A 25732-nucleotide genomic window follows, 5' to 3' on the forward strand; every position below is an offset into this window, starting at 1 on the left:
GAGGTGGCGTATATTACGCTTTCCTCTTTCAGAGTCAACCCTAATTTTCAGGATTTTTTCTCTTTCTTCCCGGCCGCTGCGTGAAGTGAATCACTTGCGCCGTGTCGATGGAGGCGCATTATAGGGATCCGAGTTTTTTGCACAACCCCTTTTTTGATCTTTTCTTTCTGTTTGCACACTTTTCAGCCCTTCCGGGTGGATCTTGTGCGATCAGGGCCATTTTCCGCAGGATCCGGCGCTGCCGTTGGTTGTAATTCCATCGCCAGAGTCTAGTATTGCCGGTAAATATGATCCCGACGTGAGGCAGCATTATGTCCAATGCAGTGCGTTCTTATCTTCAATACACCCCCAAACTCGGTCAGCGCGTCCTGATCGATCCTTCCAGCGTGGTGATCGGTGACGTCGATCTGGCGGATGACGTCAGCATCTGGCCGCTGGTCGCCATCCGCGGCGACGTCAATGCGGTAAAGATTGGCGCGCGCAGCAATATTCAGGACGGTAGCGTGCTGCATGTGACTCACCGTTCCGAACACAACCCCGACGGTTATCCCCTGCTGATTGGAGAAGACGTGACCGTAGGCCATAAAGCGATGCTGCACGGCTGCGCCATCGGCAACCGGGTGCTGGTCGGTATGGGTTCGATCCTGTTGGACGGCGTAGTCGTAGAAGACGACGTGATGATTGGCGCCGGCAGTTTGGTGGCGCCGGGCAAACGCTTGGCCAGCGGCTATCTCTATATGGGTAGCCCGGCACGCCAGGTTCGGCCCTTGACCCCCGCCGAGTTGGAAGGATTGCTTTATTCTTCGAACAACTATGTGCGTTGGAAAGATGAATACCTGTCGGAAGACATCTGACGGGTGCCCCGTTCCCTATAAAGAGAACGGGGTTGAATTTATGCCGCCAGTTCGCTGCGCAGCTGGCGCAAGACCGGCTCGATTTCTGGCATCACACCGTGCCAAAGCAGGAAAGCGTGCGCCGCCTGCCCCACCAGCATGCCCAGCCCATCGGCATATTCCGTTGCCCCCTGCCGCTGCGCCCAGGCCAGGAATGGCGTGACGCCCTGCTGATAGAACATGTCATAGCAACGGGTTTGCGCATTCACTACGCCTGCAGGCAACGCAGGGATCTCCCCGCTGATGCCGGACGCCGTCGCGTTGATCACCAGATCGAACGCTTGCTGATCCCATTGATCCATCGGCGCCGCCGAGATCTCGCCCAGATGCCGGAAAGCGTCAGCCAACTGCTGGGCCCGGCTGAAAGTGCGGTTGGTGATCGTGAGCCGGCCGCCGAAAGACAGCAGCGGCAGGATCACGCCGCGCGCCGCGCCGCCGGCGCCCACCAGCAGAATGCGATCCTGCGGCCGGATCAATTGCTGACGCTGCAGGTCGGTCAGCAAACCGATACCGTCGGTGTTGTCCCCCAGCAGATCGCCATTCGGCAACACCTTGAGGGTATTGACCGCACCGGCCATCGCTGCGCGCTCACTCAATTCAGAGGCGATCTCATAAGCGCGCTCCTTGAAGGGCACCGTGACGTTCGCCCCTTGCCCCCCGGCGCGGATAAACGCCTGCAGGCTGGTTTCAAAGCCGTCCAGCGGCGCCAATACCGCTCCATAAGGATGCTCAATGCCGGTCTGGGCAGCGAACAACGCATGAATTCGCGGCGACTTGCTGTGGCCGATGGGGTTGCCAAATACCGCAAATTTTTCCATGCCCATTACCTCTAGCCCTGACGGATCTGTTCGCCGGTCAGCGCATCTCTGATTTCAGAAGGATTAAGGCGGCCGCCTACCTTGCCGGCCAATACCGGGAAAGCTTCGCCGAATTGCCGTGTGACTTCATCCGCACTGCGGCACGGCTCCAGCCCACTGAGATTGGCACTGGTCGACACCAGCGGCTTGCCGTACTGCCGGCACAGCAGCTGCACCAAAGGATGATCGCTGACGCGCACCGCCAGCGAGCTGAAACGTCCAGTCAGCAAACGTGGTGTCTCTGGCCGGGCGGGCAACACCCAGGTTACCGGCCCAGGCCAGCTGGCGAACATCGTCGCGCGCTGCGGTTCGCTGAGTGCGCTGTCGTCAATATAAGGGGTAAGCTGCGCATAGTCGGCGGCGATCAGAATCAGTCCTTTTTCCCAAGGCCGCTGTTTCAACGCCAGCAGCGCATTGACCGCCTGTTCGCTGTCGGGATCGCACCCCAGGCCGAATACCGCTTCGGTGGGATAGGCAATCACCTGCTGTTGATGCAAAGCATCGATGATCGATAAAAGGTTCGGGCTTAATTCTGAGTTCATGATGTGATTATTCTGTAGTCGCGACGGGTTTCCCGCACAGCTTGCTGGCACAGCACAGGACCGGGCCTTTTGCCGTGCGCTTTTCCATCAGCAGCGGGTAATGGCAATAGGCGCATTCACCGGCGACGGGTTTAACATTGAGGGCGAATTGGCATTCCGGGTAACGATCGCAGGAATGGAAAACCTTGCCGTAGCGCGATTTACGCTGCAGCAGCTTGCCCTGGCCGCACTGCGGGCAGGTAATCGCGGTTTCATCAGGCTTATCGATCACTTCAGTGTGATCGCACTGCGGGTAATCGCTGCAGCCGATAAACATGCCATAGCGCCCCTGGCGCAGCACCAACGTCGCCTGGCACTTCGGGCACGGTTGCCCATCCAGCACCTTGACGATATGCCCGTCGGCCTGTGCTTTCAGCGGGCGAATATACTGGCATCCAGGGTACTGGGAACAGCCGAGGAAGGGGCCGTGGCGACCACTACGGATCACCAGCTCGGCCCCGCATTCCGGACAGGGTTCATTTTGCCTGGCGGCAAAAATCGCGTTTTTTGTCATAACATCTTCTATGCGCGTTATCGGCTCAATGCAGATAACCTTCGTTCACTTCAAACAACAGTTCTTCCATTTGCTGATAGGCACTTTCATATCCAGGGATATTAAACAGCACCATCAACACGACCCATTTCAGATCTTCGAGATCGAATTCCGCATTATCCAAAGCCATAACGCGGTCGATAACCATTTCACGGGTTTCGAGGTTCAATACCTGAATCTGTTCCAGGAACAGGAGAAAACCACGGCAGCCGGCGTCCAAACGCGCGCCTTCCTCTTCGGTGTAGATCCGCATCGCCAGCGGATCGGCATTCATAAAGTAAGGGGCATTTTGACCTTCTTGCAGGTCAGCCAACTTTTCAAGCCAATTCAACGCGTTATAGATATCATCCCGATGAAACCCCGCCTGAGCGAGATCATCGGTCAATTGATCCTGATCGACGCGCATCTCTGGTTCATTGTGGATATAGGTTTCAAATAAGTACATGAGTACGTCGAACATGGCTTGCCCTCCTTATTCGGACATAGCCGCCGGGTACAGCTGCGATCCACCCTGCTAACTCCAGCTCGAGTAACTTGATTACCACCGCTGGCACAGGTTGGCCGGCACGTGCAGCGACGACGTCAACAGGTGTCACCTCATCTCCTACGTTAGCCAACACATCGGCAAATGGCAATTCAACTTCAGCCTGCGACGCACAAATAGTTGTATTTTCGTTCAGTGGCAGCCACTGAAGGCCGCTTCTCAGTAATTCGGCGATATCTTGCGGCCCGGTGACCAGGTGCGCGCCCTGTTGGATCAGCCAATGCGTGCCTTCACTCATCGGGTTGCCTAACGGCCCAGGCAGGGCGAACACTTCACGCCCCTGCTCCAGCGCATAGCGGGCAGTTACCAACGTGCCGCTGCGCAACGAGGCCTCTATCACCAGAACGCCCATGCTCAACCCGCTGATGATGCGGTTACGGCGCGGGAAATGGTCGGCCAGCGGCAAATCGGTAACCAAATGATCGGAAATCACCGCGCCACCCTGCTCGACAATCTGCTCCGCGAGCCGACGATGCCGGTGCGGATAGACATTGGCCAGACCGCTGCCCAACACCGCTATCGTGCAACCGTCGGCCGCCAACGCTGCGCGATGGCAAATGCCATCGATGCCGATCGCCAGGCCGCTGGTGATGGTGAAACCGCAGCGCGCCAACTCCTCGGCGAAATGGTTCGCCCAGCGCTCGCCATAGTGACTGAACTGCCGGCTGCCGACCATGGCAAGCTGCGGTTGCAACAGCGCCAGCGGATCGCCCTCGATCAGCAAAAACAGCGGCGCATCGTCGATCTGGGCCAGGCGTTCCGGATAGCCCGCCGCTCCGTAGTTCAGCATCCGGTGCGCCGGCTCCTCCAGCCAACGCAGGGTCGTGGCCAGATAACCGGGATCCACCTGGTTGAACTGCGTCTGCTGCCGTTGGTCCAACCCCAGCTCATGCAGCACGCGGCGAGGCTCGCACCCCATTTGCGATAGCTGCCGCACGATCCGGCTGGCCACAACGGTCTGCAGCCCCGTTACCCCTCGCATCCGTAAAGCGATCTCTTCCGGCCGCATCGTCTGTTCCCTCAGCAAAAACGGTGGTATTACCAATCTGAGCAATTGGTGCGCAATGCTGTCAATCAGGCCGGGAAATGTCTAGAATGGAGGTTAAACCTCGTTCATTACTCGGATACAGATCTAAAGATATATGTCAGTCTTGCAGGTATTACATTTCCCAGACGAGCGTCTGCGCAAAGTCGCGGCGCCGGTAAAAGAAGTCAATGCAGATATCCAGCGCATCGTGGATGATATGTTTGAAACCATGTACGCAGAGGAAGGCATTGGCCTGGCTGCGACCCAGGTGGATATCCATCAGCGCATTATCGTGATCGACGTCTCCGAGAATCGCGATCAGCGCCTGGTGCTGATCAACCCGGAGCTGCTGGAAAAAAGCGGCGAAACCGGCATCGAGGAAGGCTGCCTTTCCATTCCAGAGCAGCGTGCGTTAGTGCCGCGCGCCGCGCAGGTGAAGATCCGCGCGCTGGATCGCGACGGTAAACCTTTCGAGCTGGAAGCAGACGATCTGCTGGCGATCTGTATCCAGCACGAGATGGACCACCTGGTGGGCAAGCTGTTCGTCGATTACCTGTCGCCGCTCAAGCGTCAGCGCATTCGTCAGAAACTGGAAAAATTGGCCAAGCTTCAAGCCCGCGCCTAACCGATCAGGAAATCAACGTGTCTGACTCTTTACGGATTATTTTCGCCGGAACGCCAGACTTCGCAGCGCGTCATCTTGACGCGCTGTTGTCATCTGAGCACCAGATTGTCGGCGTTTTTACCCAGCCCGATCGCCCGGCAGGGCGCGGCAACAAGCTGACGCCAAGCCCGGTCAAAGTGCTGGCCGAACAACACCAACTGCCGGTATTCCAGCCCAAATCGCTGCGCCCCGAAGAGAATCAGCGCCTGGTGGCCGATCTCAACGCTGACGTGATGGTGGTGGTCGCCTACGGGCTGATCCTGCCGCAGGCGGTGCTGGATATGCCCCGCCTCGGCTGCATCAACGTACACGGCTCTCTGCTGCCACGCTGGCGCGGCGCCGCGCCGATCCAGCGCTCGCTCTGGGCCGGCGACAGCGAAACCGGCGTGACCATCATGCAGATGGACGTCGGTCTCGACACCGGCGACATGATGCACAAGATTGCCTGCCCGATTGAGAGCAGCGATACCAGCGCCAGTCTCTACGACAAGCTGGCACAGCTCGGCCCGCAGGGCATGCTGACTACGCTGCGCCAAATGGCCGACGGCAGCGCCACCCGCGAAGTGCAGGACGAAGCGCTGGTCACCTACGCAGAGAAGCTGAGCAAAGAAGAAGCTCGCCTGGACTGGAACCTGTCTGCCACCCAATTGGAGCGCTGCATCCGCGCCTTCAACCCTTGGCCGATCAGCTACTTCACCATCGACGATCAACCGGTGAAAGTGTGGCAGGCCAGCGTGCTGGCGCAAAGCGCCAACGCAGAACCGGGCACCGTTGTCCACGCCGACAAGCACGGCATTCAGGTGGCGACCGCCGACGGTATCCTCAATCTGATCCAGTTGCAGCCCGCCGGCAAGAAACCGATGTCGGCGCAAGACCTTTTAAATTCACGTCGTGAATGGTTTACCCCGGGCAACCGACTGTAAGTCACCCCACTGCCCGGCGGTTCATCGCCGGGCCGTTATTTTCTTAATGCCGATCGTTATCAGCTTCAGCCTATGAAAAATAATTACAATCTCCGCAGCATCGCTGCCAAAGCCATCGGCCAGGTGCTGGATCAAGGGCAGTCGCTCAGCACTGTCCTGCCGGCGCTGCAAACCTCCATCAGCGACAAAGATCGCGGGTTGCTGCAGGAACTGTGCTTCGGCACGTTACGCGTGCTGCCGCAGCTCGAATGGTGCATTCAGCAATTGATGGCCAAACCACTGACCGGCAAGCAACGCACGCTGCATTATTTGCTGATGGTCGGCTTGTATCAGCTGCTGTATACCCGTATCCCGGCGCACGCTGTACTGGCGGAAACCGTGGAAGGCGCAGTGGCGCTGAAACGCCCGCAGTTGAAAGGGCTGATTAACGGCGTCTTGCGGCAATTCCAGCGCCAGCAGGAAGAGCTGCTGCAGCGTGCCGCCAACAATGACAGCCGCTATCTGCACCCGAGCTGGCTGCTCAAACGCATTCAACAGGCTTATCCCGCCAACTGGGAACAGATCGTCGACGCCAATAACCAGAAACCGCCGATGTGGTTGCGCGTCAACCGTCTGCATCACACTCGCGAAGCTTATCTGCAGCTGCTGACCGAGGCCGGTATCGCCGCGGAACCGCATGCAGACTATGCGGACGCGGTGCGGTTGCTGGCGCCTTGCGCCGTGACCGATCTGCCAGGCTTCGCCGACGGCTGGGTCACGGTACAAGATGCCTCCGCCCAGGGCTGTGTCGACCTGTTGGATCCGCAAGACGGCGAACAGATCCTCGATTTGTGCGCCGCGCCCGGCGGCAAAACCACGCATATTCTGGAAGCGGCGCCGAAAGCGCACGTCATGGCGGTCGATATCGACGAGCAGCGTCTGGCGCGGGTGAAAGAGAACCTGCAGCGCCTGCGTTTTCACGCGGAAGTTAAACTGGGCGATGGCCGCACGCCGCAACAATGGTGCGGTGACAAGCAGTTCGACCGGATCCTGCTGGACGCGCCTTGTTCCGCCACCGGCGTGATCCGCCGTCACCCCGACATCAAATGGCTGCGCCGCGATCGCGATATCGCCGAACTCGCCGCGCTGCAGGCCGAGATCCTGGAAGCCGTCTGGCCGCATCTGAAATCGGGCGGCGTGATGGTTTACGCCACCTGCTCTATCCTGCCGGATGAAAACAGCAGCCAGATCGCCGCATTCTTGCAGCGCCACGCCAATGCCAAACTGGTGGAAACCGGCGATGCACAGCGTCCTGGGCGGCAGAATATCCCGCATCCCGAGGACGGCGATGGCTTCTTTTACGCTAAGCTGATTAAAATGTAATGCTTCGGGGCGTGCGCGCGCGCCCTAAGTCTTTCAGTGTGAAGCAGAGAACACGATGAAAATAATTATTCTTGGTGCCGGTCAGGTTGGCGGGACGCTGGCGGAAAACCTGGTGGGTGAAAACAACGATATCACCGTCGTCGATACCGATTCTGGTCGTCTGCGTCAGCTGCAGGATAAATTCGATCTGCGGGTGGTTCAGGGACACGGCTCTCACCCACGAGTACTACGCGAAGCCGGCGCGGAAGACGCCGACATGCTGGTCGCCGTCACCAACTCCGACGAAACCAACATGATCGCCTGCCAGATCGCCTATTCTCTGTTTAATACCCCCAACCGCATCGCCCGTATCCGCGCGCCGGAATATATCCGCGAGTCAGAGAAACTGTTCCTGCCGGAAGCGGTGCCGATCGACCATCTGATTTCACCGGAGCAGCTGGTCATAGACTACATCTACAAGCTGATTGAATACCCCGGCGCACTGCAGGTGGTTAATTTCGCCGAAGGCAAGGTCAGCATCGCCGCGGTGAAAGCCTATTACGGCGGCCCATTGGTCGGCAATGCGCTCTCTTCGATGCGCGAACACATGCCGCATATCGACACCCGCGTCGCCGCCATTTTCCGCCAGGATCGGCCGATCCGTCCGCAAGGCTCGACCATCATCGAAGCCGGTGATGAAGTCTTCTTCGTCGCCGCCTCACAGCATATCCGCGCGGTAATGAGCGAACTGCAGCGGCTGGAAAAACCCTATAAACGCATCATGATCGTCGGCGGCGGCAACGTTGGCGCCGGCCTGGCCGCCAAGCTGGAAAAAGACTACAACGTCAAACTGATCGAGCGTAATCAGCAGCGCGCCGCCGAACTGGCCGAGCAGTTGCACGATACCATCGTGTTCTATGGCGACGCCTCCGACCAGGAGCTGCTGGCCGAAGAGCACGTCGAGCAGGTGGATGTCTTCATCGCCATCACCAACGACGATGAAGCCAACATCATGTCGGCCATGCTGGCCAAGCGCATGGGCGCCAAGAAAGTGATGGTCTTGATCCAGCGCCGCGCCTATGTCGACCTGGTGCAAGGCAGCGTGATCGACATTGCCATTTCCCCCCAGCAGGCGACCATCTCCGCCCTGCTGGGGCACGTGCGCAAAGCGGATATCGTTAGCGTATCGTCGCTGCGCCGCGGCGTGGCAGAAGCGATCGAAGCGATTGCCCATGGCGATGAAAGCACCTCCAAAGTGGTCGGGCGCATCGTCGAAGACATCAAACTGCCGCCGGGCACCACCATCGGTGCGATCGTGCGCGGCGACGACGTGATCATCGCCAACGGCAACAGCAAAATCGAACAGGGCGATCACGTCATCATGTTTATTACCGACAAGAAATTCGTGCCGGACGTTGAACGCCTGTTCCAACCGAGCCCATTCTTCTTGTAGAACGAATTTATTTGGCGGTGGTCTATAATCGCGTGGTTGTTCTCTGCCTTGAGAGGAGATAAAACTTCTCTCCTTTTGTGGCAAAGGGAAATTGCTTTGTTAAACTTGAGTTATTAATTCTGCAAGGGGTGCGTTCTATGAGTATGTTGAAAGAGTTTCGCGAATTTGCCATGCGTGGCAACGTGGTCGATCTGGCCGTCGGTGTGATTATCGGTGCTGCATTCGGCAAAATCGTTTCGTCCTTCGTGGCCGATATCATCATGCCACCGCTGGGCTTGCTGATCGGCGGCGTCGACTTTAAACAGTTCCATCTGGTATTACGTGAAGCTCAGGGTGCCGTACCGGCGGTGGTCATGAACTACGGTTCATTCATTCAAACCGTATTCGACTTCGTGATTGTCGCTTTCGCTATCTTCCTGGCGATTAAATTGATGAACAAAATGCGCCGCAAGCAGGAAGAAGCCCCGGCAGCGCCGCCAGCACCTACCGCAGAAGAGAAACTGCTGACGGAAATCCGTGATTTGCTGAGCCAGCAACAGCAGCCAAAACTGTAAAACAGCGTTTGGTTATGCCAATAAGAAGCCACCTGATGAAGGTGGCTTTTTTAATGCCTTAAAACCAGAAGGCCAGTGGTAAATTATCGTTTGATAGTTTGCCACTGGCCTCCCAATTACCACCTTTGTTGTGTTTTTCTTTACGCCGGTAGCTGCCTTTGCCTTTCACATTCTTTTCTACCCGCTGACGGAATAGCGGATCATGCAGCAGCGCCTCAATGGCGTTATCTTGGATCTGGCCTTTAGTGTGACGATATTTCGTCATGATAATGCTCCTGTAAAAGGTAGGGTAATAAAACGGGGCGATAATACTGCCGGCGGTATAAAAATTAAAGTGCCGTCAGCAACCTTTTTTGCCTTTGTCATCGCTTGCGCCCTGCTCCAGGGCCTCCAGAATAGAACAATAATTACTGGTATGGGCGGTGCCACAGCAGGCGTCACTCAGCCGCTTAAGGGATTCACGCATGCGGGTCAGCTCCGCCAACTTGCTTTCCACTTCGCTAAGGCGTGCATCGACGATCGACTTCGATTCCTGGCAGGTATGGTGTTCAGGATCGACGCGGATCGACAGCAACTCGGCGATCGTTTCCAGAGTAAAACCCAGCTGCTTGGCATAGCGAATAAAGCGCAGCCGCTGCAGATCCTGCTCGGTGTAAAGCCGATAGCCGCCTTCGGTGCGGACATTGTGATCCATCATGCCCTGCTTTTCATAGTAACGCACGGTATCCGGCGTCACTTCGGCGAGCTTGGCCAACTGACCTATCTTGAACATGACTTCTCCTCTCGGGTGAATTTGCCGTCCAGCGCACGCTGATATTCACCATGCAAAAAATCGGTACTCATCCCAACCTGACGCAGACGGTGTTCCAGCAGCGCCATGCGTTTGCTGAGTTCGACATAGTCCGGATGCTCACTGTCGATCCCTTGCAATAAACGAGCAACGGTCAACGCCTCTTTGCGATCTTCCAGCTCCGGCGGCAGGTAACCGGCATTTTTCAGCAAACGGTAACCGGCGCGTAGCTCGGGCGGCACCGCGCTGTCGTCTTCCAGCGCCAGCGGTTGCCCCTGGCCAGGCAAGTCGTCGAACTCACCTTTCTCCTGGGCATCAAGGATATGACGCTCCGCCCATTGGTCGAACAGCCACATGACAGACAGCCTCGCGTAGCCTAATGAATAAGCCTTAGCATAGCGGATAGGGGCGGGGATCTTAAGCGCGGCGGGGGAATTGCGCACATTTGGCTGGATTTGGACGTAAAAAAACCGGGCAAGCCCGGTTTTTTTACGCGTCTACAGATTACTCTGCAGTTGCTACTTCTGCTTGAGACTCAGCACGATCAACCAGCTCGATGTATGCCATCGGCGCGTTGTCGCCTGCGCGGAAGCCACACTTCAGAATGCGAGTGTAACCACCGGCACGGCTCGCGAAACGCGGGCCCAGCTCGTTAAACAGTTTTGCCACGATCTCGTTATCACGAGTACGGGCGAATGCCAGACGACGATTAGCTACGCTGTCGGTCTTGGCAAGAGTAATCAGCGGCTCAACAACGCGACGCAGCTCTTTTGCTTTTGGCAGGGTCGTCTTGATGATCTCATGACGAACCAAAGAGCCGGCCATGTTACGGAACATAGCCTGGCGATGGCTGCTGTTACGGTTCAGTTGACGACCACTCTTACGATGGCGCATGACCTTATCCTTCTCAGTAAAACCTTAACCTGTGATCCGGTTACTCGTCAGCAATGCTTGCCGGCGGCCAGTTTTCCAGGCGCATGCCCAGAGACAGACCACGTGAGGCCAGCACGTCTTTAATCTCGGTAAGAGATTTTTTACCCAGGTTTGGCGTTTTCAGCAACTCAACCTCGGTACGCTGTACCAGATCACCGATGTAGTGGATAGCTTCTGCCTTGAGGCAGTTAGCAGAGCGGACAGTCAATTCCAGATCGTCAACAGGGCGCAGCAAGATCGGATCGAACTCTGGTTTCTCTTCTTTAACTTCCGGCTGACGTACATCACGCAGGTCAACGAAAGCTTCAAGTTGTTCAGCCAGAATGGTGGCCGCACGGCGGATCGCCTCTTCAGGATCGATCGTGCCATTGGTCTCCATCTCGATGACCAGCTTATCCAAGTCAGTACGCTGTTCTACACGCGCAGCTTCAACATTGTAGGCGATACGCTCTACAGGGCTGTAGCAGGCGTCAACCAACAGACGACCGATTGGGCGCTCATCTTCTTCCGAATGAATTCGGGCAGAAGCCGGCACATAACCGCGACCGCGCTGAACTTTGATACGCATGCTGATAGCCGCGTTCTCATCAGTCAGGTGGCAAATCACGTGCTGAGGCTTGACGATTTCGACATCACCATCATGGGTGATGTCGGCAGCGGTCACAGGGCCAATGCCAGATTTATTCAGGGTAAGAATAACTTCGTCTTTGCCTTGAACTCTCACCGCCAGCCCTTTCAGGTTGAGCAGGATCTCCAGGATATCTTCCTGTACGCCTTCTTTGGTGCTGTACTCATGCAGTACACCATCAATCTCAACCTCGGTCACCGCGCAACCCGGCATAGATGAAAGCAGAATACGGCGCAGTGCGTTGCCAAGAGTATGGCCAAAGCCACGCTCTAAAGGCTCAAGGGTCACCTTGGCGTGCGTCGAACTGACTTGCTCGATATCTACCAGGCGCGGTTTTAGAAACTCTGTCACAGAACCCTGCATTGTGTCCTCTCTTTGGTACTAAGCTTTACTTGGAGTAAAGCTCGACGATCAGGTGTTCGTTAATGTCCGCAGACAGATCGGTACGTTCAGGCATACGCTTGAACACGCCTTCCATCTTAGCAGCATCAACTTCCAGCCAAGTCGGCTTTTCACGCTGCTCAGCCAGCTCCAGAGAAGCTTTAACACGAGACTGCTTTTTAGCTTTCTCGCGGATGCTGACTACGTCATTCGGAGATACCTGATAAGAAGCGATGTTAACAACGTGACCGTTTACCATAACTGCTTTGTGGCTAACCAGCTGACGTGACTCTGCACGAGTAGCGCCGAAGCCCATACGGTAAACAACGTTGTCCAGACGACCTTCCAGCAGCTGCAACAGGTTTTCACCGGTGTTGCCCTTCAGGCGGGTTGCTTCTTTGTAATAGTTACGGAATTGACGCTCCAGAATGCCGTACATACGGCGAACTTTCTGCTTCTCACGCAACTGAACACCGTAATCAGACAGACGCGGTTTACGCGCACCGTGCTGACCAGGTGCTTGTTCAATTTTACACTTGGAATCGATCGCGCGAACGCCAGACTTAAGGAACAGGTCTGTGCCCTCACGACGGCTCAGCTTGAGCTTAGGACCCAAATATCTTGCCATTTTCTTTCTCCAACAATCCTAAAAGCTGCGTTACACGCGGCGCTTTTTCGGCGGACGACAACCGTTATGAGGGATCGGAGTCACATCAGTAATGTTAGTGATGCGGAAACCAGCCGCGTTCAGAGCGCGGATAGTAGACTCACGACCAGGACCAGGTCCTTTAACCATAACTTCCAGGTTCTTGATACCGTATTCTTTTACTGCGTCAGCACAACGTTCTGCTGCAACCTGTGCTGCGAACGGAGTGGACTTACGAGAACCACGGAAACCGGAACCACCGGCTGTTGCCCAACCCAAAGCATTACCCTGACGATCAGTGATGGTAACGATGGTGTTGTTGAAAGAAGCATGGATATGAGCCACGCCGTCAGAGACTTGCTTTCTTACACGCTTACGTGTACGAACAGGTGCCTTTGCCATTATTCAATAACCCCGATTATTTCTTGATCGGCTTGCGCGGACCCTTACGGGTACGAGCGTTGGTCTTGGTGCGCTGACCGCGTACCGGCAGACCACGACGATGACGCAAACCACGATAGCAACCAAGGTCCATAAGACGCTTGATGCTCAGGGTAATTTCACGACGCAAATCACCCTCAACGGTGTATTTGGCAACTGCATCACGAAGCTTTTCGATTTGCTCTTCAGACAGCTCACTGATCTTAACATTTTCAGCAATACCCGTGGATGCACAGATAGCCTGTGAACGGGTTTTACCGATACCGAAGATCGACGTTAAGGCGATAACGGTATGTTTATGATCAGGAATGTTAATGCCTGCTATACGGGCCACTATGCACTCCTACTATTTTATACAGCAACACCATTCTGAAAAGCCCGTTTTCAGGATACTCAAATAGTGTTGCAGTGCGACATACAAAAGATTGGCTGGCTAATCTAGCCAGCTCAACCCAACTTTGCAAGAAAAATATGCGAGATAATCAGCCTTGACGCTGTTTATGCTTCGGCTCGGCGCTGCAAATCACACGAACGACACCGTTACGCTTAACGATTTTGCAGTTACGACATAATTTCTTGACGGAAGCACGAACTTTCATTTTTACTCTCCGTAACTTCTCAAACGAATCTGACTAGCGGTTATAGCCTTTCAGATTTGCTTTCTTCAATGCAGACTCGTACTGACTTGACATCATCAGAGTTTGCACTTGAGCCATAAAGTCCATGATGACGACAACCACGATCAGTAGCGAGGTACCACCAAAGTAGAATGGTACTTTCATTGCATCACGCATGAACTCCGGGATCAGGCAGATGAAAGTAATGTACATCGCGCCCACCAGGGTTAAACGCGTCATTACTTTATCGATATACTTCGCCGTTTGCTCTCCCGGACGAATTCCTGGTACGAAGGCACCGGACTTCTTCAGGTTATCTGCTGTCTCACGCGGGTTGAAGACCAACGCCGTGTAGAAGAAACAGAAGAAGATGATTGCAGACGCATAGAGTAACACATAAAGCGGTTGCCCTGGCTGCAAATACAGCGAAATCGTAGTCAGCCAGTTCCAACCGGTACCGCCCCCAAACCATGATGCAATCGTGGCCGGGAACAGAATAATGCTGGAAGCGAAAATCGCCGGGATAACACCCGCCATGTTCACTTTCAACGGTAAGTGTGTACTCTGTGCTGCATAAACACGACGACCTTGTTGACGCTTCGCATAGTTAACGACGATACGACGTTGACCACGCTCGATGAAAACAACGAAGAAGGTTACTGCAAACACCAATACTGCAACCAACAGCAGCAGGAGGAAGTGCAGGTCGCCTTGCCGCGCTTGCTCGATAGTATGGGCCACTGCCGGCGGGAGCCCCGCTACAATACCCGCGAAGATAATGATCGAGATACCGTTGCCGATACCGCGCTCAGTAATCTGCTCACCCAGCCACATCAGGAACATTGTCCCGGTTACCAGGCTCACAACCGCAGTAAAGTAGAATGCAAAGCCTGGGTTTAACACCAGGCCCTGCATACCAGGCATATTCGGCAGACCGGTAGCAATACCGATCGACTGGAATATGGCCAATACCAGCGTACCGTAACGGGTGTACTGGCTAATCTTGCGACGGCCAGCCTCCCCTTCTTTCTTGATTTCCGCCAACGCTGGATGAACCACCGTCAGCAGCTGGATAATGATCGACGCCGAGATATACGGCATGATCCCCAGAGCAAAGATAGAAGCACGGCTGAGGGCACCACCAGAGAACATGTTAAACATTTCAATGATAGTGCCTCTCTGCTGCTCAAGCAATTTGGCAAGCACAGTGGCATCGATACCAGGAATCGGAATGAAAGAGCCGATACGGAAGACAATCAGCGCGCCGATTACAAACAAAAGTCTGCGCTTCAGCTCGCCGAGCCCGCCTTTAGCACTTTGAAAATCTAATCCTGGTTGCTTAGCCATCTGCTACTTATTCCTCAATTTTACCGCCAGCAGCCTCGATAGCAGCACGAGCGCCTTTGGTGACACGCAGACCACGCAGGGTTACCGGACGAGCGACTTCGCCAGAAAGTACAACTTTCGCGAATTCGATCTGGACACCAACTACGTTAGCGGCTTTCAGCGCGTTCAGGTCGATAACATCGCCTTCAACCAGAGCCAGTTCAGACAGACGAACTTCTGCCGTGATCATCGCTTTGCGTGAAGTGAAGCCGAATTTCGGCAGACGACGGTACAGAGGCATCTGACCACCTTCGAAACCACGACGTACGCCACCGCCAGAACGAGACTTCTGACCTTTGTGACCACGGCCGCCGGTTTTACCCAGGCCAGAACCAATACCACGACCTACACGCTTAGGCGCATGCTTGGCACCTTCAGCCGGAGACAGAGTATTTAAACGCATCTGTTACTCCTCAACTTTAACCATGTAGGAAACCAGGTTGATCATACCGCGAACAGCAGGAGTATCCTCGCGCTCTACGGTGTGACCAATACGACGCAGACCCAGACCGAGCAGAGTAGCTTTATGCTTCGGCAGACGGCCAATTGAGCTGCGAGTTTGTGTAACTTTAATAGTCTTAGCCATGGTCAATTACCCCAGAATGTCGGCAACGGATTTACCACGCTTAGCAGCGACCATTTCAGGAGACTTCATATTCGCCAGAGCGTCGATAGTTGCACGAACCACGTTGATCGGGTTGGTGGAACCATAAGCTTTAGCCAATACGTTGTGCACCCCAGCAACTTCGAGAACGGCGCGCATTGCACCACCCGCGATGATACCGGTACCTTCATGAGCAGGCTGCATGAACACGCGAGAACCCGTGTGAGCGCCCTTAACAGGGTGCTGCAGGGTGCCGCTGTTCAGCGCGACGTTCATCATGTTGCGACGGGCTTTTTCCATCGCTTTCTGGATCGCTGCCGGAACTTCGCGTGCTTTGCCGTAGCCAAAACCAACGCGACCGTTACCATCACCAACTACAGTCAGTGCGGTAAAGCTGAAAATACGGCCACCTTTTACGGTTTTAGATACGCGGTTTACCGCGATCAGCTTTTCCTGCAGTTCGCCAGCTTGTTTTTCGATGTGAGCCATCTTAAACCTCTTCCTTAGAACTGAAGGCCAGCTTCACGGGCAGCATCTGCCAGTGCCTGGACTCGACCATGATATTGGAAACCGGAACGGTCAAAGGATACTTTCGCAATCCCTTTTTCCAACGCGCGCTCAGCCAGAGCTTTACCTACGGCTGCTGCTGCGTCTTTGTTACCGGAATACTTCAGTTGCTCCGCGATAGCTTTTTCTAAAGTAGAAGCGGCTACCAGTACTTCAGAACCGTTTGGAGCAATCACCTGTGCGTAAATGTGACGCGGGGTACGATGTACCACCAGGCGGGTTGCACCCAGCTCTTGGAGCTTGCGGCGTGCGCGGGTCGCACGACGGATACGAGCAGATTTCTTATCCATAGTGTTACCTTACTTCTTCTTAGCCTCTTTGGTACGCACGACTTCGTCGGCGTAACGAACACCTTTGCCTTTGTAAGGCTCAGGACGACGGTAAGCGCGCAGATCTGCTGCTACCTGGCCAATAACCTGCTTATCAGCGCCTTTCAGCACGATTTCAGTTTGGCTTGGGCATTCAGCAGTGATACCTGCCGGCAGCTGGTGATCGATAGGGTGAGAGAAGCCCAGGGCCAAATTCACCACGTTGCCTTTAACGGCAGCACGATAACCAACACCTACCAGTTGAAGCTTTTTGGTGAAGCCTTCGGTAACACCAACAACCATTGCGTTCAGCAGAGCGCGCGTGGTACCCGCTTGAGCCCATGCGTTAGCAAAACCTTCGCGCGGAGCGAAAGTCAGTGCGTTAGCTTCTTGCTTCACTTCAACGGCGTCGTGGATAGTACGAGTCAACTCGCCGTTTTTACCCTTAATCGAAATAACCTGACCGTTGAGTTTTACCTCTACGCCGGCAGGAATGACGACGGGTGCTTTTGCAACACGAGACATTCTTTCCTCCCGAATTAAGCTACGTAGCAGATAATCTCGCCACCCAGACCAGCCTGGCGAGCTGCACGATCGGTCATAACACCTTTAGAGGTAGAAACAACAGCGATACCCAAACCGGCCATAACTTTTGGCAGCTCATCTTTTTTCTTGTAGATGCGCAGACCAGGACGGCTGATACGTTGAATGCTTTCTACCACAGCTTTGCCCTGGAAGTACTTCAGTACCAGTTCCAGAACAGGCTTGGCGTCGCCTTCGATTTTGAAATCTTCAATAAAACCTTCTTCCTTCAGCACGTTGGCAATTGCCACTTTCAGCTTGGAGGAAGGCATGGTGACCGCAACTTTGTTCGCGGCTTGACCGTTACGGATACGGGTCAGCATATCCGCGATCGGATCTTGCATGCTCATCTGTCTTTACTCCCGTGATTCAATTGGTAATTACCAGCTAGCCTTTTTCAAGCCTGGTACTTCACCGCGCATAGCGGCTTCACGAAGCTTAATACGGCTCAACCCGAATTTGCCCACATAACCATGTGGACGGCCAGTTTGGCGGCAGCGTTTACGCTGACGAGACGGGCTGGAATCACGCGGCAGAGTTTGCAGCTTGAGAACGGCATTCCAACGATCTTCATCGGATGCGTTCACATCAGAGATAATAGCTTTCAGTTCAACGCGTTTTGCAAAGAACTTGTCAGCTAATTTCACGCGCTTGACTTCGCGTGCTTTCATTGATTGCTTAGCCATCAGTAACCCTGCCTTACTTGCGGAACGGGAAGTTAAAAGCAGCCAGCAGCGCGCGGCCTTCATCATCAGATTTCGCAGTAGTGGTAATGGTAATATCCAAACCACGAACGCGATCGACTTTGTCGTAGTCGATTTCTGGGAAGATGATTTGCTCACGCACGCCCATGCTGTAGTTGCCACGGCCATCGAATGACTTGGCGGACAGGCCACGGAAGTCACGGATACGTGGAACAGCAATGGAGATCAGACGCTCAAAGAACTCCCACATGCGTTCGCCACGCAGAGTTACTTTACAGCCGATCGGATAGCCCTGACGGATTTTGAAGCCTGCAACAGATTTGCGGGCTTTGGTGATCAACGGTTTTTGACCGGAGATGGCTGCCAGGTCCGCTGCGGCGTTATCCAGCAGTTTCTTGTCAGCAATCGCTTCACCAACACCCATGTTCAGGGTGATCTTCTCGACCCGAGGGACTTGCATGACAGAGTTGTAATCAAACTGAGACATCAGTTGTTTGACTACCTCGTCTTTGTAGTAATCATGCAGTTTCGCCATCGTATTACTCCAAATTACTTGATAGTTTCGCTGTTAGACTTGAAGAAACGGACTTTTTTGCCGTCTTCGAATCTAAAGCCTACACGGTCAGCCTTGCCGGTAGCCGCGTTGAAGATAGCAATGTTAGAAACCTGGATTGCAGCTTCTTTTTCAACAATGCCGCCTGGTTGGTTCAGAGCCGGAACCGGCTTCTGGTGTTTCTTAACCAGGTTGATGCCTTCAACAATGACCTTGCCAGCAGACAGGACATTTTTTACTTTACCGCGCTTACCTTTGTCTTTCCCGGTAATCACGATAACTTCGTCATCACGACGGATCTTCGCTGCCATGTTCGCTCCTTAGAGTACTTCTGGTGCCAGAGAGATAATTTTCATGAACTTCTCATTACGCAGTTCACGAGTTACCGGCCCAAAAATACGCGTACCGATTGGCTGCTCGCTGTTATTGTTCAAAATAACGCATGCATTGCCATCGAAGCGAATGACAGAACCGTCCGGGCGACGTACACCCTTCTTGGTGCGCACCACTACCGCCTTCAGAACATCGCCTTTCTTCACCTTACCGCGAGGAATTGCTTCCTTGATGGTAATTTTGATGATGTCGCCGACGCCTGCGTAGCGACGGTGCGAGCCACCTAGAACCTTGATACACATTACGCGACGTGCACCGGAGTTGTCGGCGACGTTCAGCATAGTCTGTTCTTGGATCATTTTAGTGCTCCGCTAATGTCAACTACTACTTTAAAGACCCAAGTAAAAATTAGGCCGTTGAAAAGCCCCATAACCGAGGGCGCAGCATTATAACACCGCTTACTTGGTATGGGTAGAAAAAATAAACGGCTCATTTTCTGAGCCGTTTATTAAGTGAGAGCCAGCTACTCTATTACAGAATCGCTTTCTCTACAACGCGAACCAACGTCCAGGACTTAGTCTTGGACAGTGGGCGGCATTCGCGGATTTCTACCACGTCGCCGGTACCACATTCGTTGTTCTCGTCATGTACGTGCAGCTTGGTCGTACGTTTGATGAATTTCCCGTAGATTGGGTGCTTCACAGTACGCTCGATAGCAACAACGATGGATTTCTCCATTTTATCGCTAACAACACGACCCTGCAGGGTACGGATAACTTCAGTCATTTACACACCCGCCTTTTGAGTCAGTAAAGTCTTAACGCGTGCGACGTCACGACGCACTTGTTTCAACAGGTGAGTTTGTTGCAGCTGGCCACTGGCCGCCTGCATGCGCAAGTTGAATTGCTCACGCAGCAGGTTGAGCAGCTCGGCATTCAGCTCTTCAACGCTTTTTTCACGCAGCTCTTGTGCTTTCATTACATCACCGTCTTAGTTACAAAGGTGGTTTTGATCGGCAGTTTCGCTGCTGCCAGTTTGAATGCCTCGCGGGCAACCTCTTCTGGCACGCCGTCCATTTCGTACAGGACCTTACCAGGCTGGATCAGGGCAACCCAATACTCCACGTTACCCTTACCTTTACCCATACGCACTTCCAGCGGCTTCTCGGTGATCGGTTTGTCCGGGAATACACGGATCCAGATCTTGCCTTGACGCTTAACTGCACGAGTCATTGCACGACGAGCTGCTTCGATTTGACGAGCAGTCAGACGGCCACGGCCAACAGCTTTCAGACCGAAAGTGCCGAAGCTAACATCCGTACCTTGCGCCAGACCACGGTTGCGGCCCTTGTGCACCTTACGGAATTTTGTACGCTTTGGTTGTAACATCAGCGACTCTCCTTACTTGCGGCCTTTACGCTGCTGCTTTTTAGGTTGAGCAGCCGGTTCCGGTTGTTCAACTGCAGCCATACCACCCAGGATCTCACCTTTGAAGATCCATACCTTAACGCCGATTACACCATAAGTGGTGTGCGCTTCAGATGTGTTGTAGTCGATGTCCGCACGCAGAGTGTGCAATGGAACACGACCTTCGCGGTACCATTCGGTACGTGCGATTTCAGCGCCGCCAAGACGGCCGCTTACTTCAACTTTGATACCTTTAGCGCCAAGACGCATTGCGTTCTGTACTGCACGCTTCATAGCACGACGGAACATAACGCGACGTTCCAGCTGAGAAGTGATGCTGTCAGCAACCAATTTAGCGTCGAGTTCCGGTTTACGGACTTCGGCGATGTTGATCTGTGCAGGAACGCCAGCGATGTCCGCTACGACCTTGCGCAGTTTTTCGACGTCTTCACCTTTCTTGCCGATAACGATGCCTGGGCGAGCAGTGTGAATGGTCACACGGATGCTCTTCGCAGGACGCTCGATAACGATGCGAGAAACGGAAGCTTTCGACAGTTCCTTAGTCAGGAATTGACGAACTTTAAAGTCGCTGTCCAGGTTGTCAGCGAATTCTTTGGTATTCGCATACCAAGTAGAGTTCCAAGGTTTGACAATACCCAGGCGAATACCATTAGGATGTACTTTCTGACCCATTGCTAGTCTCCAGAGTCTCAGCGATCGGACACAACCACAGTAATGTGGCTGGTGCGCTTCAGGATGCGATCTGCACGACCTTTTGCACGCGGCATAATGCGCTTCATGCTTGGGCCTTCGTCTACGAAGATTTTCGTAACTTTCAGATCATCGATGTCAGCGCCATCGTTGTGTTCTGCGTTAGCAATGGCAGACTCCAGCACTTTCTTAACCAGACCAGCAGCTTTCTTGTTGGTGTAGGTCAGAGTTTCCAGAGCTTGCGACACTTTCTTACCGCGAATCAGGTCAGCAACAAGGCGAACCTTCTGAGCAGAAGAACGAGCGTGGCGATGTTTAGCGATAGTTTCCATCTCTTCCTCCTACCTTAGCGCTTTTTAGCTTTTTTATCAGCCGCATGGCCGCGATAAGTACGAGTCGGCGCGAATTCACCCAGTTTGTGACCGACCATTTCATCGGAAACGAACACTGGTACGTGCTGACGACCATTATGGACAGCGATGGTCAAACCGATCATGTTAGGAAAGATCGTTGAACGACGGGACCAAGTGCGCAAAGGCTTCTTGTCACCGCTTTCCACCGCTTTCTCTACCTTCTTCAGCAAGTGCAGGTCAATAAAAGGACCTTTCTTGAGAGAACGTGGCATGGCTTATCCTCTAATTATTTTTTGCTACGGCGACGTACGATGAACTTATCAGTACGCTTGTTGCTACGGGTCTTCTTACCTTTGGTCTGAACGCCCCACGGAGTTACCGGGTGCTTACCAAAGTTACGACCTTCACCACCACCGTGCGGGTGATCTACCGGGTTCATCGCCGTACCGCGAACGGTAGGACGAACACCACGCCAACGTGCAGCACCTGCTTTACCCAGAACGCGAAGCATGTGTTCAGCGTTACCGACTTCACCCAGGGTGGCGCGGCAATCAGCTGGAACTTTACGCATTTCGCCGGAGCGCAGACGCAGAGTTACGTAGGAACCATCACGAGCAACGATCTGAACGTAGGCACCAGCGGAGCGAGCCATCTGGCCGCCTTTACCTGGTTTCATTTCTACGTTGTGAACCGTTGAACCAACTGGAATGTTGCGCATCGGCAGGGTGTTACCCGCTTTGATTGCAGCATCAACGCCAGATTGAATCTGGTCACCAGCTTTCAGGCCTTTCGGCGCCAGGATGTAACGGCGTTCGCCGTCTTTGTACAGAACCAGCGCGATGTTCGCGGAACGGTTCGGATCGTACTCCAGACGCTCAACCACAGCAGGGATACCGTCTTTGTTGCGTTTGAAGTCAACCAGACGATAGTGTTGCTTGTGGCCACCACCGATATGACGGGTGGTGATACGGCCATTGTTGTTACGACCACCGCTTTTGCTCAGTTTTTCCAGCAGCGGGGCATAAGGTTTACCCTTGTGCAGCTCAGGGTTAACCACTTTAACAACGTGGCGACGACCCGGAGATGTAGGTTTACATTTAACAATTGCCATTGTTCTTACTCCTCCGACTTACTCTGCGCCGCCGATGAAGTCCAGATTCTGGCCTTCTTTCAGGGTGACGTAAGCTTTTTTCCAGTCGCTACGACGACCAACACGCTGACCGTGACGCTTCACTTTCCCTTTAACTACCAGGGTGTTCACGTCTTTGACTTCGACTTCAAACAGTTTCTGCACTGCAGCTTTGATTTCTGCTTTGGTCGCGTCTTTGGCAACTTTGAGAACGATGGTGTTGCTTTTTTCCATCGCAGCGGATGCTTTTTCAGATACGTGCGGTGCACGCAGCACTTTCAGCAAACGTTCTTCACGGATCATGCCAGCATCTCCTCAACTTGCTTCACAGCATCAGCAGTCATAACCACTTTGTCGAAGGCGATCAGGCTAACCGGATCGATACCTGCTACATCGCGCACGTCAACCTTGTACAGGTTGCGAGCTGCCAGGAACAGATTCTCATCCAGTTCACCGGTCACGATCAGCACGTCTTCCAGAGCCATATCTTTCAGTTTCTGTGCCAGCAGCTTAGTTTTAGGCGCTTCAACAGAGAACTTCTCGACAACGATCAGACGATCTTGACGTACCAGCTCGGACAGGATGCTTTTCAGCGCGCCGCGGTACATCTTTTTGTTTACTTTCTGACTGTGGTCCTGTGGCTTAGCAGCAAAGGTCACGCCGCCTGAACGCCAGATCGGGCTCTTTACAGAACCTGAACGCGCACGGCCGGTGCCTTTCTGACGCCATGGCTTTTTGCCGGAACCAGTTACTTCAGCACGGGTCTTCTGAGCACGGGTACCTTGACGGGCACCTGCTGCATAAGCAACAACAACCTGGTGTACCAGCGCTTCGTTGAAATCACGACCGAAGGTAGTTTCGGAAACAGTCAGCGCGCTTTGCGCGTCTTTCAATACTAATTCCATTGCTATCCCCTTACGCCTTCACAGCTGGTTTAACGATCAGGTTGCCACCGGTTGCGCCCGGTACAGCACCCTTAACCAGCAGCAGGTTGCGCTCAGCGTCAACACGTACTACGTCCAGGCTCTGAACGGTTACGCGCTCATCACCCAGGTGGCCAGCCATTTTCTTGCCTTTGAACACTTTGCCCGGAGTCTGGTTCTGACCGATAGAACCCGGAACGCGGTGAGACAAGGAGTTACCGTGGGTAGCGTCTTGGGTACGGAAGTTCCAGCGCTTAACAGTGCCAGCAAAACCTTTACCTTTAGAAGTACCGGTAACATCGACTTTTTTAACGTCAGCGAAGATTTCTACGCTAATTTCCTGACCTGCAGCGAATTCTTGACCTTCTTCCAGGCGGAATTCCCACAGACCACGGCCAGCTTCAACGCCAGCTTTAGCGAAATGGCCCGCTTCCGGTTTGGTTACACGGTTAGCTTTTTTGCTACCAGTGGTAACCTGAACGGCACGGTAACCGTCGGTGTCCAGGCTTTTAACCTGAGTCACGCGGTTCGCTTCAATTTCAATTACGGTTACTGGGATAGAAACGCCATCTTCAGTGAAGATACGGGTCATACCCACTTTTTTACCGACTAAACCAATCATTGTTTCAACCTCTCAATCGCTCAATGACCTGATTAACCCAGGCTGATCTGCACGTCTACACCGGCAGCCAGATCCAGACGCATCAGAGCATCAACGGTTTTCTCGGTTGGCTCAACGATGTCAACCAGACGCTTGTGAGTGCGAATCTCGTACTGATCGCGCGCGTCTTTGTTGACGTGCGGAGAGATCAGAACGGTAAAGCGCTCTTTGCGAGTTGGCAGCGGGATCGGACCACGGACTTGCGCACCAGTGCGCTTTGCAGTCTCGACGATTTCCGCGGTTGATTGATCGATCAGACGATGATCAAACGCTTTCAGGCGGATACGGATTCTTTGGTTCTGCATGAGACCAGAGCTCCAATTATTTATAAACGTAAATAATTACTCCTCACACCCATTTCGATTGATGGGGGAGTGTAATCGTCAACATATAACCCCCATATCGGGAGTATTGTTCGAAGGGCAAAAAGGCCTGCCTATCGACTGATTCGCTAAAATCAGGCTTACCAAGATTAGGTAAGCCCGCGCATTATACGCAAAATGGCCGAGGAAGCAAGCCGCAGTTGGAAATATGCTCAGGAAATCGTCATTTTTGCGCGTTCAGCGGCAGTCGCGAGATGAGGATGGCTAACAGGGTATGAATTATGCTTGGCGGGGAAGCTCCCCTGCCCCACCGTAAAAGCGGTCGCCGGCAGGAGAGACGATGACGAACGGAAGACAGGCTTACTCTTTGCGCTCGAGAACCTGGGCCTGGGCATAGTTTTGAATACCGAGGCGAGCGATCAGGTCCAGCTCGGTTTCCAGCCAGTCGATATGCTCTTCTTCATCAGCCAGGATATCGATCATCAAATCGCGGCTGACGTAATCATGAATCGAGTCGGCATAGGCGATACCTTCGCGCAGGTTTTTGGCGCCCGCTAGCTCCAGCGCCAGATCGGAACGCAGCATCTCTTCAATGTCTTCGCCGATATTCAGCTTGCCGAGGTCTTGCAGGTTCGGGATCCCTTCCAGGAACAGGATACGCTCGATGTAGCGATCGGCATGCTTCATTTCGTCGATCGACTCGTGGTATTCCTTGTCGTTGAGGCGCATTAAGCCCCAATTCTTGAACATGCGGGCGTGCAGGAAATATTGATTGATGGCAACCAGCTCGTTGCCGAGCAGCTTGTTGAGGTGAGCAATGATTTTTTTATCGCCTTTCATAGGTAAATCCTCCTGGCCAGTTCTAAAAGTGTAGAACCTGTAAGCCAAGAGTCAAAAAATAACCTTACCCTTTGTTAGGCAACTTCATGCATTGGAATAATAGTTCCGCGTTCCTCCACCATGATTTGTCTTGCCTGACGAATGCACTTTCCACAATCGGTACCAATCGGCACAAGTTCACGCAGCTGCTTCATGGTATGGGGGTTGTGCTGACGCACCGCATTACGGATCGCTTTGTCAGTCACCGCATTACACAGACAAACATACATAGAAAGACTCACTTCTTAACCAATGTATTGAGTCTAAATAAGAATGGTTTTTATTTCAATTAAGATCTGTACAAATTGCATAAAAAAAGGGCACCGAAGTGCCCTTTTTTGTGTCGAAAAATTATTCGCGATTAAGCGATAACTTTAGCAACAACACCTGCGCCAACGGTACGGCCGCCTTCACGGATTGCGAAACGCAGACCGTCGTCCATCGCGATTGGGTGGATCAGGGTGACAACCATGTTCACGTTGTC

General features: G+C 53.7%; 45 protein-coding genes. 6 read left to right on the forward strand and 39 right to left on the reverse strand.

Annotation, left to right across the window (positions count from 1 at the left end):
- Positions 1-311: 311 nt before the first annotated feature.
- Positions 312-854 carry a gamma carbonic anhydrase family protein gene (locus M6G53_RS23130; RefSeq protein ID WP_253334750.1) on the forward strand — a complete coding sequence of 181 codons (543 nt, stop codon included), beginning with the start codon at positions 312-314 and terminating at the stop codon, positions 852-854.
- Positions 855-892: 38 nt separating this feature from the next.
- Here the strand turns inward: M6G53_RS23130 and aroE are convergent, their stop codons facing one another.
- Genes aroE through dprA form a run of 5 tightly spaced genes read right to left on the reverse strand, consistent with a single transcriptional unit; the run spans position 893 to position 4437 of the window.
- A complete protein-coding gene (gene aroE, locus M6G53_RS23135; RefSeq protein WP_253334751.1) occupies positions 893-1711 on the reverse strand; it encodes a shikimate dehydrogenase in 819 nt (272 codons plus the stop codon).
- Positions 1712-1722: 11 nt separating this feature from the next.
- Positions 1723-2292: an L-threonylcarbamoyladenylate synthase type 1 TsaC gene (gene tsaC, locus M6G53_RS23140; protein WP_253334752.1), complete on the reverse strand. Its 570-nt coding sequence runs from the start codon at positions 2290-2292 to the stop codon at positions 1723-1725.
- 7 nt (positions 2293-2299) lie between these two features.
- Entirely contained in the window at positions 2300-2845 is a 546-nt protein-coding gene (locus M6G53_RS23145) for a DNA topoisomerase family protein (protein WP_253334753.1), read from the reverse strand.
- A 25-nt stretch (positions 2846-2870) separates the two neighbouring features.
- A complete protein-coding gene (smg, locus tag M6G53_RS23150; protein ID WP_253334754.1) occupies positions 2871-3344 on the reverse strand; it encodes a DUF494 family protein Smg in 474 nt (157 codons plus the stop codon).
- Positions 3316-4437, reverse strand: a complete 1122-nt coding sequence (dprA, locus tag M6G53_RS23155; RefSeq protein ID WP_253334756.1) for a DNA-protecting protein DprA — start codon at positions 4435-4437, stop codon at positions 3316-3318. The genes smg and dprA overlap by 29 nt, the downstream gene beginning before the upstream one ends.
- 133 nt (positions 4438-4570) lie before the next feature.
- Between dprA and def the strand changes: the two genes are divergently transcribed.
- From def to mscL, 5 genes are all read left to right on the forward strand, one after another.
- A complete protein-coding gene (gene def / locus M6G53_RS23160) occupies positions 4571-5080 on the forward strand; it encodes a peptide deformylase (protein ID WP_253334764.1) in 510 nt (169 codons plus the stop codon).
- A 17-nt stretch (positions 5081-5097) separates the two neighbouring features.
- On the forward strand, positions 5098-6042 hold the full coding sequence (gene fmt / locus M6G53_RS23165; protein WP_253334766.1) for a methionyl-tRNA formyltransferase: 945 nt from the start codon (positions 5098-5100) through the stop codon (positions 6040-6042).
- 72 nt (positions 6043-6114) lie between these two features.
- Positions 6115-7404, forward strand: a complete 1290-nt coding sequence (gene rsmB, locus M6G53_RS23170) for a 16S rRNA (cytosine(967)-C(5))-methyltransferase RsmB (RefSeq protein ID WP_253334768.1) — start codon at positions 6115-6117, stop codon at positions 7402-7404.
- 55 nt (positions 7405-7459) lie between these two features.
- Positions 7460-8836, forward strand: a complete 1377-nt coding sequence (gene trkA, locus M6G53_RS23175) for a Trk system potassium transporter TrkA (protein WP_004929716.1) — start codon at positions 7460-7462, stop codon at positions 8834-8836.
- A 137-nt stretch (positions 8837-8973) separates the two neighbouring features.
- Positions 8974-9390: a large-conductance mechanosensitive channel protein MscL gene (gene mscL / locus M6G53_RS23180; RefSeq protein ID WP_025304493.1), complete on the forward strand. Its 417-nt coding sequence runs from the start codon at positions 8974-8976 to the stop codon at positions 9388-9390.
- A 58-nt stretch (positions 9391-9448) separates the two neighbouring features.
- Here the strand turns inward: mscL and M6G53_RS23185 are convergent, their stop codons facing one another.
- The 34 genes from M6G53_RS23185 to M6G53_RS23350 all read right to left on the reverse strand — a co-directional run.
- The gene (locus tag M6G53_RS23185) at positions 9449-9655 is read right to left on the reverse strand and encodes an alternative ribosome-rescue factor A (RefSeq protein WP_004929720.1); all 207 of its coding nucleotides are present in this window, start codon (positions 9653-9655) and stop codon (positions 9449-9451) included.
- Between the two features lie 75 nt (positions 9656-9730).
- Complete coding sequence (zntR, locus tag M6G53_RS23190; protein WP_016930321.1) at positions 9731-10162, reverse strand: Zn(2+)-responsive transcriptional regulator; 432 nt, start codon at positions 10160-10162, stop codon at positions 9731-9733.
- A complete protein-coding gene (locus tag M6G53_RS23195) occupies positions 10150-10536 on the reverse strand; it encodes a DnaJ family domain-containing protein (protein ID WP_253334770.1) in 387 nt (128 codons plus the stop codon). The genes zntR and M6G53_RS23195 overlap by 13 nt, the downstream gene beginning before the upstream one ends.
- A 148-nt stretch (positions 10537-10684) precedes the next feature.
- Entirely contained in the window at positions 10685-11074 is a 390-nt protein-coding gene (gene rplQ / locus M6G53_RS23200) for a 50S ribosomal protein L17 (protein WP_004929726.1), read from the reverse strand.
- Between the two features lie 40 nt (positions 11075-11114).
- Positions 11115-12104 carry a DNA-directed RNA polymerase subunit alpha gene (locus M6G53_RS23205; protein ID WP_002919219.1) on the reverse strand — a complete coding sequence of 330 codons (990 nt, stop codon included), beginning with the start codon at positions 12102-12104 and terminating at the stop codon, positions 11115-11117.
- A 25-nt stretch (positions 12105-12129) separates the two neighbouring features.
- Entirely contained in the window at positions 12130-12750 is a 621-nt protein-coding gene (gene rpsD, locus M6G53_RS23210) for a 30S ribosomal protein S4 (RefSeq protein ID WP_025304496.1), read from the reverse strand.
- A gap of 30 nt (positions 12751-12780) precedes the next feature.
- Complete coding sequence (rpsK, locus tag M6G53_RS23215; protein WP_004929731.1) at positions 12781-13170, reverse strand: 30S ribosomal protein S11; 390 nt, start codon at positions 13168-13170, stop codon at positions 12781-12783.
- Between the two features lie 16 nt (positions 13171-13186).
- Positions 13187-13543, reverse strand: coding sequence for a 30S ribosomal protein S13 (gene rpsM, locus M6G53_RS23220; protein WP_004929734.1), 357 nt, complete (start codon positions 13541-13543; stop codon positions 13187-13189).
- Positions 13544-13691: 148 nt separating this feature from the next.
- Positions 13692-13808 (reverse strand): 50S ribosomal protein L36, encoded by a 117-nt coding sequence (gene rpmJ, locus M6G53_RS23225; RefSeq protein WP_002227352.1) that lies wholly within the window; start codon positions 13806-13808, stop codon positions 13692-13694.
- 33 nt (positions 13809-13841) lie between these two features.
- Positions 13842-15173 carry a preprotein translocase subunit SecY gene (gene secY, locus M6G53_RS23230; protein WP_004929740.1) on the reverse strand — a complete coding sequence of 444 codons (1332 nt, stop codon included), beginning with the start codon at positions 15171-15173 and terminating at the stop codon, positions 13842-13844.
- A gap of 7 nt (positions 15174-15180) precedes the next feature.
- Positions 15181-15615 (reverse strand): 50S ribosomal protein L15, encoded by a 435-nt coding sequence (rplO, locus tag M6G53_RS23235; RefSeq protein ID WP_004929742.1) that lies wholly within the window; start codon positions 15613-15615, stop codon positions 15181-15183.
- A 3-nt stretch (positions 15616-15618) separates the two neighbouring features.
- Positions 15619-15798: a 50S ribosomal protein L30 gene (rpmD, locus tag M6G53_RS23240; protein WP_013573701.1), complete on the reverse strand. Its 180-nt coding sequence runs from the start codon at positions 15796-15798 to the stop codon at positions 15619-15621.
- 6 nt (positions 15799-15804) lie between these two features.
- Positions 15805-16305 carry a 30S ribosomal protein S5 gene (rpsE, locus tag M6G53_RS23245; protein ID WP_004929747.1) on the reverse strand — a complete coding sequence of 167 codons (501 nt, stop codon included), beginning with the start codon at positions 16303-16305 and terminating at the stop codon, positions 15805-15807.
- Positions 16306-16319: 14 nt separating this feature from the next.
- The gene (rplR, locus tag M6G53_RS23250; RefSeq protein ID WP_004929748.1) at positions 16320-16673 is read right to left on the reverse strand and encodes a 50S ribosomal protein L18; all 354 of its coding nucleotides are present in this window, start codon (positions 16671-16673) and stop codon (positions 16320-16322) included.
- 9 nt (positions 16674-16682) lie between these two features.
- Positions 16683-17216 carry a 50S ribosomal protein L6 gene (gene rplF / locus M6G53_RS23255; protein WP_004929751.1) on the reverse strand — a complete coding sequence of 178 codons (534 nt, stop codon included), beginning with the start codon at positions 17214-17216 and terminating at the stop codon, positions 16683-16685.
- Between the two features lie 14 nt (positions 17217-17230).
- On the reverse strand, positions 17231-17623 hold the full coding sequence (gene rpsH, locus M6G53_RS23260) for a 30S ribosomal protein S8 (protein WP_004929753.1): 393 nt from the start codon (positions 17621-17623) through the stop codon (positions 17231-17233).
- Positions 17624-17653: 30 nt separating this feature from the next.
- A complete protein-coding gene (gene rpsN, locus M6G53_RS23265; RefSeq protein WP_048232029.1) occupies positions 17654-17959 on the reverse strand; it encodes a 30S ribosomal protein S14 in 306 nt (101 codons plus the stop codon).
- 13 nt (positions 17960-17972) lie between these two features.
- A complete protein-coding gene (gene rplE, locus M6G53_RS23270) occupies positions 17973-18512 on the reverse strand; it encodes a 50S ribosomal protein L5 (protein ID WP_004929756.1) in 540 nt (179 codons plus the stop codon).
- A gap of 14 nt (positions 18513-18526) precedes the next feature.
- Positions 18527-18841: a 50S ribosomal protein L24 gene (gene rplX, locus M6G53_RS23275; RefSeq protein WP_004929758.1), complete on the reverse strand. Its 315-nt coding sequence runs from the start codon at positions 18839-18841 to the stop codon at positions 18527-18529.
- A gap of 9 nt (positions 18842-18850) precedes the next feature.
- Positions 18851-19222 (reverse strand): 50S ribosomal protein L14, encoded by a 372-nt coding sequence (gene rplN / locus M6G53_RS23280; RefSeq protein ID WP_000613954.1) that lies wholly within the window; start codon positions 19220-19222, stop codon positions 18851-18853.
- A 172-nt stretch (positions 19223-19394) separates the two neighbouring features.
- The gene (gene rpsQ, locus M6G53_RS23285) at positions 19395-19649 is read right to left on the reverse strand and encodes a 30S ribosomal protein S17 (protein WP_004929760.1); all 255 of its coding nucleotides are present in this window, start codon (positions 19647-19649) and stop codon (positions 19395-19397) included.
- The gene (gene rpmC, locus M6G53_RS23290; RefSeq protein WP_004929762.1) at positions 19650-19841 is read right to left on the reverse strand and encodes a 50S ribosomal protein L29; all 192 of its coding nucleotides are present in this window, start codon (positions 19839-19841) and stop codon (positions 19650-19652) included.
- Positions 19841-20251 (reverse strand): 50S ribosomal protein L16, encoded by a 411-nt coding sequence (gene rplP, locus M6G53_RS23295; protein ID WP_004929764.1) that lies wholly within the window; start codon positions 20249-20251, stop codon positions 19841-19843. The genes rpmC and rplP overlap by 1 nt, the downstream gene beginning before the upstream one ends.
- Positions 20252-20263: 12 nt before the next feature.
- Complete coding sequence (rpsC, locus tag M6G53_RS23300) at positions 20264-20962, reverse strand: 30S ribosomal protein S3 (RefSeq protein WP_004929766.1); 699 nt, start codon at positions 20960-20962, stop codon at positions 20264-20266.
- A gap of 17 nt (positions 20963-20979) precedes the next feature.
- Positions 20980-21312, reverse strand: coding sequence for a 50S ribosomal protein L22 (gene rplV / locus M6G53_RS23305; RefSeq protein ID WP_002223844.1), 333 nt, complete (start codon positions 21310-21312; stop codon positions 20980-20982).
- A 14-nt stretch (positions 21313-21326) separates the two neighbouring features.
- Complete coding sequence (rpsS, locus tag M6G53_RS23310) at positions 21327-21605, reverse strand: 30S ribosomal protein S19 (protein WP_004929772.1); 279 nt, start codon at positions 21603-21605, stop codon at positions 21327-21329.
- A 14-nt stretch (positions 21606-21619) separates the two neighbouring features.
- Positions 21620-22444, reverse strand: coding sequence for a 50S ribosomal protein L2 (gene rplB / locus M6G53_RS23315; protein WP_004929775.1), 825 nt, complete (start codon positions 22442-22444; stop codon positions 21620-21622).
- 18 nt (positions 22445-22462) lie between these two features.
- The gene (gene rplW, locus M6G53_RS23320; protein WP_004929776.1) at positions 22463-22765 is read right to left on the reverse strand and encodes a 50S ribosomal protein L23; all 303 of its coding nucleotides are present in this window, start codon (positions 22763-22765) and stop codon (positions 22463-22465) included.
- Complete coding sequence (gene rplD, locus M6G53_RS23325) at positions 22762-23367, reverse strand: 50S ribosomal protein L4 (RefSeq protein ID WP_004929779.1); 606 nt, start codon at positions 23365-23367, stop codon at positions 22762-22764. The genes rplW and rplD overlap by 4 nt, the downstream gene beginning before the upstream one ends.
- 10 nt (positions 23368-23377) lie before the next feature.
- Positions 23378-24007: a 50S ribosomal protein L3 gene (gene rplC, locus M6G53_RS23330; RefSeq protein ID WP_015379265.1), complete on the reverse strand. Its 630-nt coding sequence runs from the start codon at positions 24005-24007 to the stop codon at positions 23378-23380.
- A 32-nt stretch (positions 24008-24039) separates the two neighbouring features.
- On the reverse strand, positions 24040-24351 hold the full coding sequence (gene rpsJ / locus M6G53_RS23335) for a 30S ribosomal protein S10 (RefSeq protein WP_001181005.1): 312 nt from the start codon (positions 24349-24351) through the stop codon (positions 24040-24042).
- A 378-nt stretch (positions 24352-24729) separates the two neighbouring features.
- The gene (gene bfr, locus M6G53_RS23340; RefSeq protein WP_033636255.1) at positions 24730-25209 is read right to left on the reverse strand and encodes a bacterioferritin; all 480 of its coding nucleotides are present in this window, start codon (positions 25207-25209) and stop codon (positions 24730-24732) included.
- A 74-nt stretch (positions 25210-25283) separates the two neighbouring features.
- On the reverse strand, positions 25284-25478 hold the full coding sequence (gene bfd, locus M6G53_RS23345) for a bacterioferritin-associated ferredoxin (RefSeq protein WP_015379266.1): 195 nt from the start codon (positions 25476-25478) through the stop codon (positions 25284-25286).
- A 131-nt stretch (positions 25479-25609) separates the two neighbouring features.
- On the reverse strand, positions 25610-25732 hold a 123-nt coding region (locus M6G53_RS23350), incomplete at its 5' end, for an EF-Tu C-terminal domain-related protein (RefSeq protein WP_079452499.1).

The sequence above is a fragment of the Serratia nevei genome (assembly GCF_024160145.1).
In the GTDB taxonomy this organism is placed as follows: Bacteria; Pseudomonadota; Gammaproteobacteria; order Enterobacterales; family Enterobacteriaceae; genus Serratia; species Serratia nevei_A.